Source organism: Clostridium fessum, assembly GCF_027698965.1.
Lineage (GTDB): Bacteria > Bacillota > Clostridia > Lachnospirales > Lachnospiraceae > Otoolea > Otoolea fessa.
The window spans coordinates 118,702-134,201 of sequence record NZ_JAQEQF010000008.1; the positions used below are offsets into that span (position 1 = coordinate 118,702).

General features: G+C 46.3%; 12 protein-coding genes. 3 read left to right on the forward strand and 9 right to left on the reverse strand.

The genetic code is table 11. The features are described from left to right. Positions 1–28: 28 nt before the first annotated feature. The 5 genes from PG862_RS11215 to PG862_RS11235 form a co-directional block, all read right to left on the reverse strand. Complete coding sequence (locus PG862_RS11215; protein ID WP_270707418.1) at positions 29–1,282, reverse strand: SLC13 family permease; 1,254 nt, start codon at positions 1,280–1,282, stop codon at positions 29–31. Between the two features lie 9 nt (positions 1,283–1,291). Then, positions 1,292–2,338 carry a lactonase family protein gene (locus PG862_RS11220; protein ID WP_270707420.1) on the reverse strand — a complete coding sequence of 349 codons (1,047 nt, stop codon included), beginning with the start codon at positions 2,336–2,338 and terminating at the stop codon, positions 1,292–1,294. Between the two features lie 263 nt (positions 2,339–2,601). Next, positions 2,602–3,483 (reverse strand): LysR family transcriptional regulator, encoded by an 882-nt coding sequence (locus PG862_RS11225; RefSeq protein ID WP_270707422.1) that lies wholly within the window; start codon positions 3,481–3,483, stop codon positions 2,602–2,604. A 169-nt stretch (positions 3,484–3,652) separates the two neighbouring features. Continuing rightward, positions 3,653–4,534, reverse strand: coding sequence for a LysR family transcriptional regulator (locus PG862_RS11230; RefSeq protein WP_270707424.1), 882 nt, complete (start codon positions 4,532–4,534; stop codon positions 3,653–3,655). Positions 4,535–5,379: 845 nt separating this feature from the next. Further along, positions 5,380–5,868: a sodium:solute symporter family transporter gene (locus PG862_RS11235; protein ID WP_270707426.1), complete on the reverse strand. Its 489-nt coding sequence runs from the start codon at positions 5,866–5,868 to the stop codon at positions 5,380–5,382. A 58-nt stretch (positions 5,869–5,926) separates the two neighbouring features. Between PG862_RS11235 and PG862_RS11240 the strand changes: the two genes are divergently transcribed. Both PG862_RS11240 and PG862_RS11245 read left to right on the forward strand, forming a co-directional pair. After that, positions 5,927–7,096, forward strand: a complete 1,170-nt coding sequence (locus PG862_RS11240; RefSeq protein ID WP_270707427.1) for a PucR family transcriptional regulator — start codon at positions 5,927–5,929, stop codon at positions 7,094–7,096. Between the two features lie 487 nt (positions 7,097–7,583). Further along, complete coding sequence (locus PG862_RS11245; RefSeq protein ID WP_107001818.1) at positions 7,584–8,729, forward strand: Fic family protein; 1,146 nt, start codon at positions 7,584–7,586, stop codon at positions 8,727–8,729. A 229-nt stretch (positions 8,730–8,958) separates the two neighbouring features. On the opposite strand, the gene PG862_RS11250 is transcribed toward PG862_RS11245, so the two are convergent. Beyond that, positions 8,959–10,920 carry an aconitate hydratase gene (locus PG862_RS11250; RefSeq protein WP_107001817.1) on the reverse strand — a complete coding sequence of 654 codons (1,962 nt, stop codon included), beginning with the start codon at positions 10,918–10,920 and terminating at the stop codon, positions 8,959–8,961. A 411-nt stretch (positions 10,921–11,331) separates the two neighbouring features. On the opposite strand from PG862_RS11250, the gene PG862_RS11255 reads away from it, so the two are divergent. Then, entirely contained in the window at positions 11,332–12,216 is an 885-nt protein-coding gene (locus tag PG862_RS11255; RefSeq protein ID WP_181357266.1) for a gamma-glutamyl-gamma-aminobutyrate hydrolase family protein, read from the forward strand. A 321-nt stretch (positions 12,217–12,537) separates the two neighbouring features. Here PG862_RS11255 and PG862_RS11260 read toward each other — a convergent pair whose 3' ends face one another. From PG862_RS11260 to PG862_RS11270, 3 genes are all read right to left on the reverse strand, one after another. Beyond that, on the reverse strand, positions 12,538–14,223 hold the full coding sequence (locus PG862_RS11260; protein ID WP_107001815.1) for a glycosyl hydrolase family 18 protein: 1,686 nt from the start codon (positions 14,221–14,223) through the stop codon (positions 12,538–12,540). A gap of 261 nt (positions 14,224–14,484) precedes the next feature. Then, entirely contained in the window at positions 14,485–14,739 is a 255-nt protein-coding gene (locus tag PG862_RS11265) for a hypothetical protein (RefSeq protein WP_022358865.1), read from the reverse strand. Positions 14,740–14,830: 91 nt separating this feature from the next. Next, entirely contained in the window at positions 14,831–15,448 is a 618-nt protein-coding gene (locus tag PG862_RS11270) for a hypothetical protein (protein ID WP_146143932.1), read from the reverse strand. Positions 15,449–15,500: the final 52 nt, after the last annotated feature.

The window sequence follows — 15,500 nt, forward strand, 5'->3', positions numbered from 1 at the left end:
CTATCCGATATGCTGCTTTCTTTTTCCACTATACAAACAGATGATAGATTCCCAAAAAAGAAAATACCGCTACTACTGCCAGTGCCAGGAAGGAAACGGCAAACAGCTCTACAAACATGCGATTCTGTGGGAAACGTTCTTCCGCATTCTCCTGCTGAGAAACACCTGCCATGATGAGTGCGCCGGTTGTGGAAATCGGAGTAAATCCTACGATCGTTCCACCGATTACAATCACCGATACCAGTTCGATGGCATCTGCTCCCAGCGTTGAAGCCAGTCCGCCTGCTGTCGGAATCAGGGTCGGGAATACAACTCCAAGACCAGAACTGAAGAAGGACATAAACCCAGAAGTAATACCCATGATCATCGCAGCAGTCCGTTTGCTCATAACATGCTCCAGAGCCGCTACCATGATATCGATACCGCCGGACAGGGAGATAACATTCATTAAAATGCCAACGCCCAAAACCATAATAATCACATTCCACGGCACCATCTGAACTGCTTTCTTCTCATCACCGCAGCCAAAGATAATTAACAGCGACCCCATTAAAAATCCCATCAGACCGACATTCCAGGAGAAGAACAGAACGCCGACTGCCAGACCAGCCAGTGCTGCCAGGGAAAGGAGCTGTTTTCCGGTAAATTTCGGAAGCTCTGCTTCTTTTCCGACTGCATTTACATCCACTTTCCAGCCTTTATAGTAAATGTAGACAAGTACCATAGTTGCCAGCGCCGTCAGAATCAGGCAGAACATGATCGGAACGGTGTCTGCCTCCAGTCCCTGTGCTGCCATCAGTTCACGGACAACGGCTGCCTCCGGGGTCAGCGGACTCATACGTCCGGACATAACGCCCAGGTCACCGATGATCGCCGTCATAATCGGGTTGATGCCTGCGGATGCCGCAACCGGGATTGCGATAACCGGGATGATTGCCAGACTCGGGATTGCGCCCGGTCCTACGGCACTGATGATAAATCCTAAAATATAGATAACAAACGGAATCAGACGTTTCTGTTTGCCAACCAGCGCTACCATCTTGCGTGCTAAAAGTTCCAGGGTTCCGTTTCCGTTAATAATTGCAAACAGATAAGTAATGCCGACCATCTGGATGCACAGGGAAGCACTGAATCCCTTGATGATATCGGACGCCTTGATGCCGAATACCAGAGCCAGCACCGCTGCGATACCCGTACAGAGAATACCGACGTTACAGTTTTTCACAAAGCCAATCACAATGGCTGCCAGAAGACAGATTAAAGAAATAAGACCTAAATTCATAGCAACCTCCTATCGAAATGTAATGCAGACCGGACTCTCGGTGTGGATGATCCGTCCCGTGTATTCCATGCGGCCTGCTTCCTCGCAGAGGCGCATCTCTACAATGGTATCGCTGTCCTCATTTGCCGCATAAAACAGGCTGTAATCGCGGTTGAAGGAGATAAAACGTGGTGTCAGCCCCAGAGTCGGGTAATAGCCTAATTCCTTCATATATCCAGTGTTCTGGTCGATGCGGTAGAGCACGATAGACTCATGGATGCGGTTGGAACCGATGAGAATCTCGCCATTTTTGCTGAGCAAGGATGCACTCGCCTGTCCCTCGCCCGTATAGGTATCTGGCAGAGTCGGAAGTACCTGCAGCGCCTTTAATTTACCGTTTTTGTCATCAAACGAAAGGTAGGTCATCGAATTTCCTTTTTCATTGATCAAGTAAACAAAGCGGTTGTTCGGGTGAATCGATACGTGGCGCGGCTCATCGTACTCGCGTCCGCGGTAGCAGTCAGTCTGTGTCAGGCTGCCGTCCACCGGATTGAAATGGAATACGATGATCTGGCCGTAGCCCTGCAGTCTCGCCTGGCATACAACAAAAAGGTATTCTTTCTTCTGATCCCAAATACACTGGTGTGCAAAGGAGATAGCGCCTTCTTTCTTCCCTGCCATGTGCGCAGTGTGGACAATCTCTCCCAGACTTCCGTCCGCATTGCGGCGGATGACATAGACAGCGCCGCCCTGCAGGGCTGCCACTACCATGTACTGGTTGGTGCGGTCCGGTGTGATGAAGACCGGATTCTTGCCGCCGATCTCGATGGTGTTTAAGGCAGATAAGGTTCCGTCTGCCTCGATCTTATAGCTGCTGACCTGCGTATTGTCGCCGTGTACGGAGTAGAGATACTTCTCCTCCAGATCCATCGCCTGATAGGACGGATTCGGCAACGTCTCTAAGCACTGAATCTCTTTCCATTCGCCGGTTGCCTCCGAAATTTCGTAAACCTTTAAGCCCTTGCCGCGTGCATTTCTCTCACGGGTGGTACGACATCCTACGTATGCGTAACTCATGTTTGTTTCCTCCTGACCCTTTTAATGCGTTTTATTTTTACCCAAAGAATCCGCGTTCCCTCGAATATGCGGATTCTTTATTTCTTGGTTTGATAAAATTGTAACATGGAGAATTGACAAATGGAAATTCAGGATTTGAATGTAGGGGTATTCCGGAATGGAATGGTACGGATGATGGATGAGATCGCAAGAGGGGCGGCGCAGTCCCAGGGATATTCTTCCAGAAAATGCTTGCGCTCTTGGGTCTGCGCCTGTTATCATATTTATTTCCGTTCTATCTTATTGATGTGATAATACTCTTCTGTAAAGGATATAAAATCCATGATATTCTGGTTCCGATAGCAGGAATCGGAAAGCATCATCCAGACGCGGCGGGAGACAGGTTCCTGTTCTTTATTGTAGATCGGGATGAGCTGGAAACGGCTGCGGTCAAACGCCCAGTCGGAGCCGAAGAGAAAGCAGATGCCAAGTCCATTTTCTACCATCTCGATCGCGATATCCGAATATGGGACGAAATGAGCGGCATGGAGAGATTCTCCAAAGTGATCCTTCCACCACTGGTTGAGCAGCAATTTTACCATCGGATTTAAATATGATTCGATGATTGGCAGGTGCTCGACGTCCTCCAGTGCGGTCCCCATCGGCGCCATGATGTAAAGTTCTTCCTCAAACAGGCAGATTTTCTCCCCGAGAAATGGGTAATCGCCGCAGACGATCGCGATATCGATCGTTCCGTCGGTAATCTGGCGGATCAGCATATCGCTGGAGTTTGGAAATGTCTTAAACTGAAGGCGGTTGTACGCGTCCACATAACCTTTCAGCAGTTTCGGCATATGGAGTCTTGCAAAGGAGTTCGGGACACCGACGCGCACCAGCTCCTTGACGCCGTGGCGCTCAGAGAAATGTTCACGGATCTCACCGAGGAAATCCAGCATGATCCCCGCTTTTTTGACAAGGTAGCGCCCATCCTCCGTGAAGGTCACGCCCTGGCTGCTCCGTTTCACAACCTCCACGCCCCATTCCTGTTCGATCGTCTTGACGCGCTTCGTCAGGGCGGACTGCGTCACGTACAAATCCTCCGCCGCCTTGCTGATGCTGCGTTTTTCATATAATTTTCTAAGAATCAGCCAGTCTAGTTCCCGCATTTCTTCCAGTTCTCCTTTATCTCAACATTTTAATTGCATATTGCTTTGTACTTGTTAAATGAATGAAAAAAGCACCCATTTGTGGTAAAATTATTGAACGGATCATTTTTTCGATTCATGGTGCAATTTTTAGGTTAGAGATTGCTTCGTGAATAACTCAGGATGAATTTTATTTTCTATTTTTCCCAGTTTTCGCACCTTCCGCCACATACTCCACAAACTGCGAAAGCGCCGGGAACAGCCGCTTACTCTTCGGATAGAAAAACCAGGTATTCCGTTCCACCGGCGTCCCATCTTTCCAGAAAAGCGAAGTCAGGCACAGGTTGTGTTCATTGGCAAAATGTTCTGGAAGAAAACAAAGTGTATAACCAAACCCTCGTTCTATCATCTGCCATGCCACATCAATATAACCAACTGGCATACCATTGCCGACTGGGGTGCTGAAATTTTCATTCCACCAGCGCTCCAGAATCTCTCTTGTCCGATCATTCGTCTTATACTCGATCCGATCTAAACCCGGCAAATCTTCCATCTTAACCGGTTCCTTCGTCACCAGGCAGGCAGCGCTTTTACCGACCCGGATGCGCTCCAGCGCCCCCTCATAATCGCCGCGGATAAATCCGACATCCACCGTCCCGTCAAGCAGCTTGCGAAACAGCGCATCGCTCTGATCCGTCACAACCTCAAACTGCACACTCGGATGTTCTTTCCGATACTGGAATAAAAGTTCCGAAAGCATGTATTTACTGTATGTATAGGAAGAACCGATCACGAGCGTCTCCTCCGTGCTCTTCTGCATTGCCGCCAGCGTCTCCGTCGTCTCCTTCATAAACACCAGATACCGCTCCGCCTGATCGGCAAGGTAGCGTCCCTCCGGTGTAAACGAAAGCCCCTTCGGCGTCCGGTTGACGATCGTCACGCCAAATTCCTCCTCCATCTGCTTGAGCCGCTTGGTCAAAGACGGCTGCGTCATGTAAAACGAATTGGCAACCTTCGTCATATTTGGATTTTTATAAAGTGCCTGTAAGATCTGCCAGTCTGTATCTCTCACGGAACATCCCCCATTTTATCACTTAAATTGATTCTGTCGTTATTTTTCTTTCTCTTCTGCCGCTTTTGGATACGCTGTTTCTTCCTGTGTTATCCTTGTTGAATCCGCATATCTTCAAATACACGTTCTTCGCCTATACTCTCTCCTTCTTCGCGACCTTCTTCACGGCCAACCTTCACACCCTGTTCGAATTCCGCTTTTCAAATCAGCTCCTTCTCACGCTTTTCATCGTATTCAAATATACACACTTCTACCACCTCCGCTCGATTCCTCCTAAGAAAATCAGCCAATATATTTTCTGCGATACATTCGGTCACCGCTTTCTCAACAGCTGTGTGTATGTCTCCGTACTTGGCTGTATATCTACAAATTCTGTCAACCAAAAGCATATATTCTTTGCGTAAGTTCCTTTTTTCATAAATCCTCCTTTCTGTCAGGAGAATTTCTTCTGCTTTGTAACACTCCCGTCACCTCACAGTCAGAGCAAAATTCATCGAAAATCTCCTGCTTTTCAATTGTTACTTAATTGGATAAGCATAAGATTTTCTCAGATTCATAATTAGATTGGAATGTAAGATATACTTGAAATGTTTACAAAGAAAACTATATGCTTGATATGATAAATGTAACATATACGAACCCATGATGCAAGGTATATGGTCCTAAATTGTCCATCCGTTCAAAAGATGGATTTGCCGGATTCGGTCATTGCATCCGCAAAAAAGGAAGCAGGTGAGCAAACCATTTAAGACCCCCTCACCTGCTTTTCTTATACCTTGATGTTGTCTTTGAAGTATTTCTCCCAAGAAATCTTGAACGCTTAATGGGGTCTGACCCCACTAACTTCATTCACTTTTTGGCTGTGTAGCTAAGAATACCGCAATTAATATAATCAATGCAATCGGGAATGCGACAAAAATTGTCTGTAATCCAAATGGAGAACCGGTTGCCTCCCAGATAATACTTAATCCACATCCAACAATCATGGATGAAATACCTCCCGCTTTTGTAGCTTTTTTCCATATAAGCGCTCCAACAACTGCTGGTGTAATTCCCGCTCCATATATTGTATAGGACCAGTACTGAATTGCCAGAATCGATGGGAAGAAAGTCAGAATAACATAAGCGACAATACCCGCAATCAAAATAAACGCACGGCTGACTTTAAGTTCTTCTTTTTCAGTTGCATTCGGATTGATTTTGCTATATAAATCAATACAGAAGTTAGCTGCTGCAGACAATAGGTATGAATCACCTGTGGTAATAGTAAATGCTGCTGCAGAAAGTACAATACCACCTATAATCGTAGGAAGAAGCGTTGCTGCACCGATCAATGCCTGTCCTGCTGCAATACTGGTTCCAAAATACTAATGCCTGATAAACCGTAAAGATGTGAATACCATCCTATCTACAGGTGCAGAACTTCTCGAAAACCCCTTATTTTTATCGGATACATCCACCCGTGTTCTTCACTGGTCTGATCTGAAAGAACTAAAGAAAGTTGATGACGAACTGATTCAATGCATCATCAAACACAATTTTGTAACCTCCGATCTATTCGAAAAATACGACTATAAAACTCTTCTGCCCAGTATCGAACAAACCGAACATGCCTTTATTGAACATTCTAATTACCAGAAGAAGAAAGAACGTCTGATTGTAAAAATTGTTATTGAACACCGATATTTTGGCTGGATCGTAGTGATTCCACAGAAACGTCCCTTTGAAGACGGCGATTGTCAAATACTAGATATTTTAGCAAACGTCCTATCGTTAGAATTAGAGCGAAATAAAATAGGCTTTGCACTCAGTTATCGTGAAAATCTTCTATTTGAACTTATTTCCGGACGCATCCGCAATCAGGAAGAATTTAATTTACGGGCAAAAGGATTTGGCTGGATTCCGGGAGAACACTTCTATACCATGGCTATTGGCTTCCGGGATGCGTACCAATCGGACAATCAAGAACGTTCCATCACTGCTTACAAAAATCATCTTGGTATGATTTATCCAACCTATAAAGCAGTCTGTATCGGCAATATCTTATATCTGCTTCTTGAAACCAAAGATCTGGAATCAGTTGCCAATAACTTGGATAACTTCTTTCAAACTTATCATCTGGCCGCTGGTTGCAGTCACCATTTTTCAAATATCATTGAATTTAGTGCATCTGTAGAACAATCCTTAGAGATTCTACGAATTGGAATGAAACAGAATCCAAGGCAGAATATCTATCGATTTCAGGAATACAATATGCCTTACCTGGTTTCCACTTTGAAAAAATATAGTCAGCCGAACTATTTCTGCCTTCCAGAAATACTCAGATTACAGGCCTATGATCAAGAATTCGGAACCGATTATTTAGATACATTACAAACCTACCTCTTCTTCCGCAATGTAATAACTGCAGCAAATCATCTTCACATTCACAGGAACACTATGAATTACAGAATCCAAAAAATCATTGAAATTACGGGGTTAAAGCTTACCGAAGGCGAGGATTTGTATAAAATATGGCTTAGCTGCCTCATTCTTGGTGTTAATGGGTTCTGCCCCCATTAACTTTGAATCACTTTTTCTTTACCATGCAGCGTTTCTTAAAGAATGAAATACCATGCAAAGAATCTGACCAACGCCCCCACTGTGTATCACACACAGCGAGGGCTTTTTTTGCACTCCAGGAGTTCATTTTATTTCCGTCATAAACTATACACTTCCACCATAAGCCGTATCCCGACTTTCAGACCTTCCTGCTCCGGCTTCAGCTTCTTCCGGTCTCCACCGGGCTTTCTGACTTTATATGCTCTTTTCTCTCCCATAATTATTCGTGCAGCTCCAGCGGCAATCCGTCCGGGTCAAGGCAAAATCAAAATATAAAATTCTAAACTTGAAATTTCCAAGGTAATTTTGCTTGAGTAATTTCACAAAAAGCCGTTTTTCTGAAATTTCTTCCGTTCTTTATTTTCACAATAAGTTGATTTCTTGAAATTTCTATGCTAAAATAGCCTCAAAAATTTCAATTTCCATTTTTCGGAGGAAAAAAACAATTATGACAAACCGAGCAGGAACACTCGTGAGTAATCTGTCAGGCGAAATGGCGTATGAATCCTTTCGGCCAGCTCCGCTTCCACCAAATCCTCCTATTGAGGTATCTGGTGAGCTTCTCACGAAACTTATTGATGCAAACAAGAAAATAGCAACACTTGAAGGGCTTTCCTCCCGTATACCAAACATGGGACTTTTTGTTTCCATGTATGTCCGTAAAGAAGCCCTTCTTTCCTCACAGATTGAAGGTACACAGTGCACCCTTGAGGATATCTTGAATCCTCTGATTGAAGACAACACCAATCGAGATGTTTCCGATGTTGTTAACTATATCCGTGCGACTGAGTTTGCGCTTGAGCGGCTGAAAACACTACCTCTGTGCAATCGTCTAATTAAAGAAACTCATGCAGTTCTTCTGGAAAGCGCGCGAGGACAGGAAAAGAATCCTGGCGAATTCCGGTATTCACAAAACTGGATTGGCGGTCAGGGAAGTACTCTCAAAAACGCTCGATATATTCCGCCAAATCCTGAAGATATGCTAACAGCCATGTCCGACCTTGAAAAATATATCAATAGTGATGATACTCTTGACCCTTTGATTCAAGCCGCATTAATCCACTATCAATTTGAAACCACTCACCCTTTCCTTGATGGTAATGGACGTGTTGGACGACTTCTCATTACGCTCTTCCTAATGGAAAAAGGCATTCTGTCTACTCCCGCACTCTATATTTCTTATTACCTCAAGATGAACCGTATTGAGTACTATGACCGTATGACTCAGGTGCGACGTACTGGTGATTATGAGCAATGGATTTCTTTTTTCCTTCAGGCTTTTGCAGATTCCGCAGAAGATGCGATTCATACAATTGATTATCTTACTGCATTACACGATAAAAGCACAAAATTATTTGATGCTCTCACAAAGAGACAGCGTACCAGCGTTCTTAAAGTGTTTGCCTATTTGGAATCAAATCCTATTATTGATATTCAGAAAACCTCTACAGCTCTTGACATGTCCTATAATACTGTGTCAAAGGTAGTCTCCATTTTGGTCAATGATGGAATCTTGAAGCAAACAGACAAATCTGGAAAGGCGAAGATATATTCTTATACCGAATACCTCGATATTCTCCGTAAGGACACTTAACGCCTTGACTATCACCGCAAAAAGCGCTCCAAACAATGTCTTTTTCTCAATTTCTTTCACAATCTTCACTCTTATTCTACCACAAGATTACTACAAATGTCTTTCTTCCGTCAAGTCGCACGAAAAAGCGCCTGCACATCCGCACAGGCGCCTTTTCCCAAAATAAATAAGTTGGTGAATAAGTAGTTATTGTATATAAAAATATAATGGAGGCATAATTAATAAATGACTACGCTTCTTTCTCTGCTTCCAGCTGTTTTTTCAGTGTCCTCAGCTGTCCGCCATTTAAGACAACTTCGATTTCTTTATCCGTCAATTCTAATTTAGCCCAGAAGGAGAATCCTTTTGTCTTATCGGTAATCTGTACACGGCGTGCTGCAATCTGCTCCCGCAGGTTATCGATATGAAGCTCATCTGTCTGCTCCAGGAGGTCATAATCAGCTCCATCCTCAAACAACATTGGAATTACGCCATGATTTACCAGGTTTCCCTTATGGATACGGGCAATACTCTTGGCAATGACCGCTTTTACACCCAGATACATGGGATTAATAGCCGCATGCTCACGGGAGGAACCCTGTCCATAGTTTTCACCGCCGATGATAACGCTCTGTCCCATTTCTTTTGCGCGAGCTGCAAATTCCGGATCATATCGATGATAGCAATACTGGGACATCAGCGGAATATTGGAACGCATACTGCTGAACTCAGCACTTGCCGGTGTAATATCATCGGTGGATACATTATCACGGGCTTTTAAGCTGATAGGAGCATCCAGTGTCTCCTGCGGCGGCTCCGGAACCGGAAGAAACTTGATGTTCGGTCCGCGGACAATCTCCACCTTCGCAGCTTCCTCCGGAGACAGCGGCGGAAGAATCATCGAATCATCAATATCGTACTGATCCGGCTCGTGAATTGAATCCAGGATCTTCACATTTTCACCCATAATATCTTCTGCCGTTGCGAAGGTCCCCATAATCGCTGTCGCTGCAGCACTCTCCGGGCTTACCAGATAGATCTTGGCAGTCGGATTCCCGGCACGTCCCTTGAAATTACGGTTGGAGGTGCGGACTGCCACACCGTCGGTCGCCGGAGTCTGACCGATTGCGCAGCACGGACCACAGGCAATCTCCAGAAGACGGACACCTGCATCCAGAAGCATCTCCACATATCCATCGCGCATCAGCTGACGGTACACCTGCTTGGAAGAAACCGCACAGGTACAGCTTACATCCTCATTCACATGATGTCCCTTAAATACAAGTGCTGCTTTTGCAATATCGGCATAGCTTGCATTGGTACAGCTTCCGATAAATACCTGCTGTACTCTCTTCTTTTCCGCCTGATGCAGCGGCATAACATTGTCCGGCTGGTGCGGACATGCGATCAACGGCTCTAACTCGCTTAAATTGATATCGATCGTCTCGTCGTACTCGGCGTCCTCATCCGGAAGAAGCTCTGTGTATGCTTCCGGACGTCCCTGTGCAGCCAGAAATCTCTTTACCTGTGCATCTGCCGGGAAAATGGAAGTGGTCGCGCCCATTTCCGCACCCATGTTTGCGATAGTCGCACGTGCCGGAATCTCCATCTCGGCAACTGCCGGTCCCACGTACTCATATACATTTCCCAGACCGCCCTTGATGGTCACGCGGCGAAGCATTTCCAGGATAACTTCCTTCGAGTTGCAGCCCGGTCTTAATTTACCGGTCAGGTTGACACGGACGACTCTCGGCATCGTCAGACGCATCGGAACACCCGTCATCGCCGTTGCTACATCCATGCCGCCGACACCGATACACAGCATACCGATCGCGCCGCCATGCGGTGTGTGACTGTCTCCGCCCATCGATACCTTGCCTGGCACACCAAAACGGGATACATGAACGGTATGGCAGATGCCGTTGCCCGGTCTGGACACATACACGCCGAATTTCTTTGCTGCGGACTGCAAATAAATGTGGTCGTCCGGCGTCTTATTATCTACATATAATAAATTGTGATCGAGGTAGCTGACGCTGCACTCCGTGCGGACACGGTCCAGCCCGATCGCCTCGAATGCCAGATAAGTCATAACGGCATTGATATCGTGTGTCAATGTCTGATCCACCTTGATAAAAATTTCTTTGCCCGGCGTCATATCGCCCGATACGAAATGTGACTCAATAATCTTTCTGGTAAGTGATTTCCCCATGTTTTGATTTCCTCCATTTGGTTTGTCATATTCTCTCGGAGTCTTTCCTGCACTCCGCCATCTCTATCAGCCCCGCAGCCTTGACCCGGCTGCCCGTCTGTTTTTTCCGTCCTTATTGTAACGCCTGCCTGCGGGGAAAATCCAATTAAGAAAGGGAATGAAGGTATAACTTTCTGTTATCAGGGCTTTTCCCCGTACTCCTCCCTACTCAATTCTTCGCTTCCATTTACGCCTCCTTATTTTCGCTCATTTTTCGTATATCTACAAAATTATATTATATCTTTTATGTATCATTAAAAATTATTTTATTTTATTATGTAATTTTATGTATCTTTTTGTATTTTTCTGACTGTTTTATGTTAGAATCCAGCCATGTTTGGGAGGACAATTTGTATTAGGGAGGAAATTCGAATGAGAAAAATTAAAATGATGACCAGTGCAGTGCTTCTTTCTTTATCCCTGGCTTTTTCTTTAACAGCTTGTGGAACAAAGTCTGAACCGGCAGCCGATACAACAGCGGCTGAAGCCGAAGTCACCGAGACAGAAGGCGAAGCAGAGACTGCCGAAGAAGCGGCGAATGACGAAGAAGAGAAAGTCAAAGTCGGCGTTTCATGGAATGCAGACGAAATCGACGAAGATGCACAGTTATATATAGATGCCGTTACCAAAGCTGGCGGCGAAGCAATTTATCTTCCTCAGATCAAAACCGAGGATGACGCGAAAAATGCTCTGGCAGAAATCGATGCTCTGGTTATGACCGGCGGCGAAGATATTGATCCGAGCTACTACGGCGAAGAGCCAAACGAAAAATTAGAGACTGTAAACGAAGTCAGAGATACTTCTGATTCTCTTTTAATCAAGGCAGCTCTCGATGAGGATATCCCGATGCTCTGCACCTGCCGTGGCATGCAGTTCTTAAACGTATTAAGCGGCGGTACCTTATATCAGGATCTTCCGACTCAGAATCCGTCCGATATCGAACATCGCGATCCGGACCGTAAGGTATTCGCAAAACATGAGATTACCGTAGACAAAGATAACATCGTTGCTGCCGCATTTGGCGGAGAAGGCACCTACACTGTAAACTCCTGGCATCATCAGGCAGTCGATCAGTTAGGTGACAACCTGAAAGTCGTTGCTACTGCTCCAGATGGAATCATCGAAGCAATCGTCAGAGAAGATAAAGACTACGTGATGGGCTTACAGTTCCATCCGGAAGCTATGATCGCTGAAGGTGATGACAGTTTTCTTGCTTTCTACACCAACCTGATCGATCAGGCAAAAGAGGCAGAATAATCACATTTCTCCCAGACAAAACAATATTTTTGATGTTTTAATAACCTCCAGGCGGATGAATCAATCTTTCCGCCCGGAGGTTTTTTGTCCAAGACGCTCTTTTTTATAAAGAAGAATGTGCCTTGGCACATTCTCGCGCCGAGCGCGGTCGCTTGCGACAAACTACATCTTCGCGCGAGTGCGCATCATTGGCACGTTAGTGCCTTTTTGTGTAATAGGGGATCCCAAGGAATTTCCTATTACATAAAAAAGCAGAAGCCCCACGCTCCCGCATGAGACTTCCACCCTACTTTGAATCATTGAATCTTAATTAAATTGTCTCTACTCCCAGCCAATCACATCCCAGACGTCGCTGGTTTCCAGCCCCAGCCGCCATCCGGCTACGCCTGCCAGGTCGTATTTCTTGATTAAATCCATCTTGAGTCCCAGAGACCTTGTCTCCTCCATCCAGAGCTGCTGTTCGCCGTTCTGGCTGTCCAGCCTGCCGTAATACTGACCAGCCGAATCATCCCAGGTCAGATCCATGCCGCTCTCCGACACCCATTTTGTCGCCTCGGAGATTCCCATCGCACGGGAGGACGCATTGTCGCCGCTTCCCGTCCAGAGCCTTGTGTAGAACGGGACTGCGTTGATTACCTTTTCCTTCGGAACCAGGGAAAGCATATCTTTGATGCCGTTTTCGACATATCCGATCGAAGAAACAGAACCGGCTTCGCCGCCTGCATAGTGCTCATCATAACCCATGATAATCACATAATCTGCGACGTTGCCCTGCTCTTTCTGGTTGTAGAAACGGTTATATACCGCCGGAACATAGTTATCGACCGACAGCACCAGCCCTTTCTTACGGCAGGAAACCGACAGCTCGCGGATAAACTCAATGTAATGGACACCCGCCGCCGTCTTCAAACTCTCAAAATCCAGATTGATACCGTCAAATCCATAACGGTCCGCCTCTGTCATCATATTTTCAATCAGTTTTTCGCGCACAGACGTCCTGGAAAGAAGCACCTCCGCCTGCACGTTCTTGCTGCATTCGCGGCTGAAATTGTCGAGTACCGCCCAGACCTGCAGACCTTTTTCATGCGCCCGATCCACATAGGACTTATCTGCCAGAGATTCATACGCGCCGCTGTTGCTGCTAAGCGTAAACCACGTCGGCGCGATGACATTGACACCTTTCGTCTTTGCAATCAGAGAATCCATCGCCTGGTTTGCCGCCGCGATCGTTACCTGATGCCAGACCATCACAATCTTCTGATCCAGTGAAATATTCTGGTAGACCGGAGCAGTAAAATCACTCTTTAACGTCTCCTCATGCAGATTTTTCATCTTCCACTTGTGCATATATCCGATATGACCGTCCGGTGTCATGACTCTCGCCCAGTTGTCATACTGTTCCAGCACCGTCACTGTCCCGCCGCGCTTTATCTCAGTCACAATCGGGCTTTTCAAGCCGCCTCTTAAGCGGATCTTGGCGCTCCACGCCGCATCTGCCACCGTGACCGGATCCCAGTTATTTTCCACGAAAACCCGCTTCTGTGCCTCACCATCATACGCCTGCAGACGCACATCGGTGTATTTCTGAATCAGAGCCAGTGAAAGATAAACTGCATCGCCATCCCGGTAAAGGATCTTTTTTCCGTCCTCATCCACTGTCGTCTCGTCGCTTTTCACGATCTCCTCCGGCAGGGCGTACACCAGTATTTCCTCATTGGCATCCCAGTAAAAACGTTCATTTAAGTTCGCATCTACCCACGTAGCCGGCAGATACGTCTGCCCGTCCACGTAGACCCCGCTCTCCTCCTGACGTTCATAGTTCAGATACAGCGCCACCCGGTCGCTGCCGCCCGCCGCGTACAGAGCATCCAGATCCGCCCTCTCCCGGCTTGGCATATATTTGACCGCTGCAATCACACCAACGGCTGCCACGATTAAAAACAGCACAAACCCGAAAATCCGTCCCAGACAGCCCGAACGTGCTTTCCTTGATCTTCCTCTTTCCATGTTTTCCTCCGGTGTATGTTAAGGTAATACCATAAGCACTAAGCTCGAAAATACCTCGCTAAGTGCCCTTATTATATCACACCAGCTCCATGGAATGTTGACTTTTTTCTTAACTCCTCTTTCATTTTCCCTGTAATAGGTTACTGTTTACGCATACGTGCCCAGTAACTGTAATAGCACCATCTAAACAGTTCTCACCATTTTCTCCGAAAGAAAAATCCGGCGGACTGTCCAGATACGGACAAAACGGCACCTCTCTTATCACCGGTTGTAAACCCGGTCAAAATGTATCTCTGTCAGCACTCCTGTCTCCGCTCCGACGTAATCAGCCATATAAAACGAGCCGTCCTCCCGGAACTCACACAGCTTCCTGTATTCTTCTGGCCTGCACTCCCTCCCATCAATTAAAATCTGGATTCCTTTGCTTTTATATCGCTGTAATCCCTCGACAAATATTCTCTGCTGTTCCCTACGCCTCCTCTCTGCCTCTTCTTTTTTACTTTTTCTCACTACCATTCCACACCTTCTCCATTCCGCGAAAACAGCCCCTTCTAACTTTTGACCTTTCGGAGATAATCGGTAATTTATAACCCCAGGTCTGCCTCGCTTATCGTAGGAATTTTCCAAAAAAAGTCATGGACTCTCCCGTAACCATCAATGCGTTCTTCTGCAGTGGGATTCGCCGGATCCGGATATCCAGATATTGCTCTGCCATTTTTACAGCTTCCTCTTCTCCAAATGAGACGAAATACTCACACCATTTTTTCCATTTTTGCTTTTCTGCTGCCAATGCCGCAAAATCTGCCAGCTGCCATCCGCTGACCGAACCGACCAGAAAACAGCGGCTGCATCGAAAAAAGGCATCCTGATTCTTCTGTGTCAAGGCTCCGAAGTCGATCACCATCGCCTCCATCCCCCTTTCCGAACAATCGTACCATTCTGCACGTTCAGCCTTTTGATAGAAAAAAATTCCCCTAATTTCAAACGGCTGTCCTGCCCCGTCTATAACCGGTTTTTCCCTTCTTTTTCCCGTCCGGAATATCTTTTCAAGCTGTGCAAATGAGCCGCTCTCATTTTGTTCCAGAACCGCCGTTCGCCGGCACAGAACCCCGGACAGATATGCTGCCGTCATAAGCGAAAAGTGTGTCACCCCAACCGATGGTCCGCTCCCGGCTATCCCGATACATTCCAAGCGTTCTGTCCCGACCTGCTTTGTGTCTGGCACTGGTTTTTGCCTGAATTTTCGCCCCACTTTTGAGCTTTCGCCCCGTTTTCCG

What these genes read in the sequence shown, in the direction of transcription:
- PG862_RS11215 (WP_270707418.1), bottom strand. Translation starts at nt 1,282, where the DNA reads ATGAATTTAGGTCTTATTTCTTTAATCTGTCTTCTGGCAGCCATTGTG.
- PG862_RS11220 (WP_270707420.1), bottom strand. Translation starts at nt 2,338, where the DNA reads ATGAGTTACGCATACGTAGGATGTCGTACCACCCGTGAGAGAAATGCA.
- PG862_RS11225 (WP_270707422.1), bottom strand. Translation starts at nt 3,483, where the DNA reads ATGCGGGAACTAGACTGGCTGATTCTTAGAAAATTATATGAAAAACGC.
- PG862_RS11245 (WP_107001818.1), top strand. Translation starts at nt 7,584, where the DNA reads ATGACAAACCGAGCAGGAACACTCGTGAGTAATCTGTCAGGCGAAATG.
- PG862_RS11250 (WP_107001817.1), bottom strand. Translation starts at nt 10,920, where the DNA reads ATGGGGAAATCACTTACCAGAAAGATTATTGAGTCACATTTCGTATCG.
- PG862_RS11255 (WP_181357266.1), top strand. Translation starts at nt 11,332, where the DNA reads ATGAGAAAAATTAAAATGATGACCAGTGCAGTGCTTCTTTCTTTATCC.
- PG862_RS11260 (WP_107001815.1), bottom strand. Translation starts at nt 14,223, where the DNA reads ATGGAAAGAGGAAGATCAAGGAAAGCACGTTCGGGCTGTCTGGGACGG.
- PG862_RS11265 (WP_022358865.1), bottom strand. Translation starts at nt 14,739, where the DNA reads ATGGTAGTGAGAAAAAGTAAAAAAGAAGAGGCAGAGAGGAGGCGTAGG.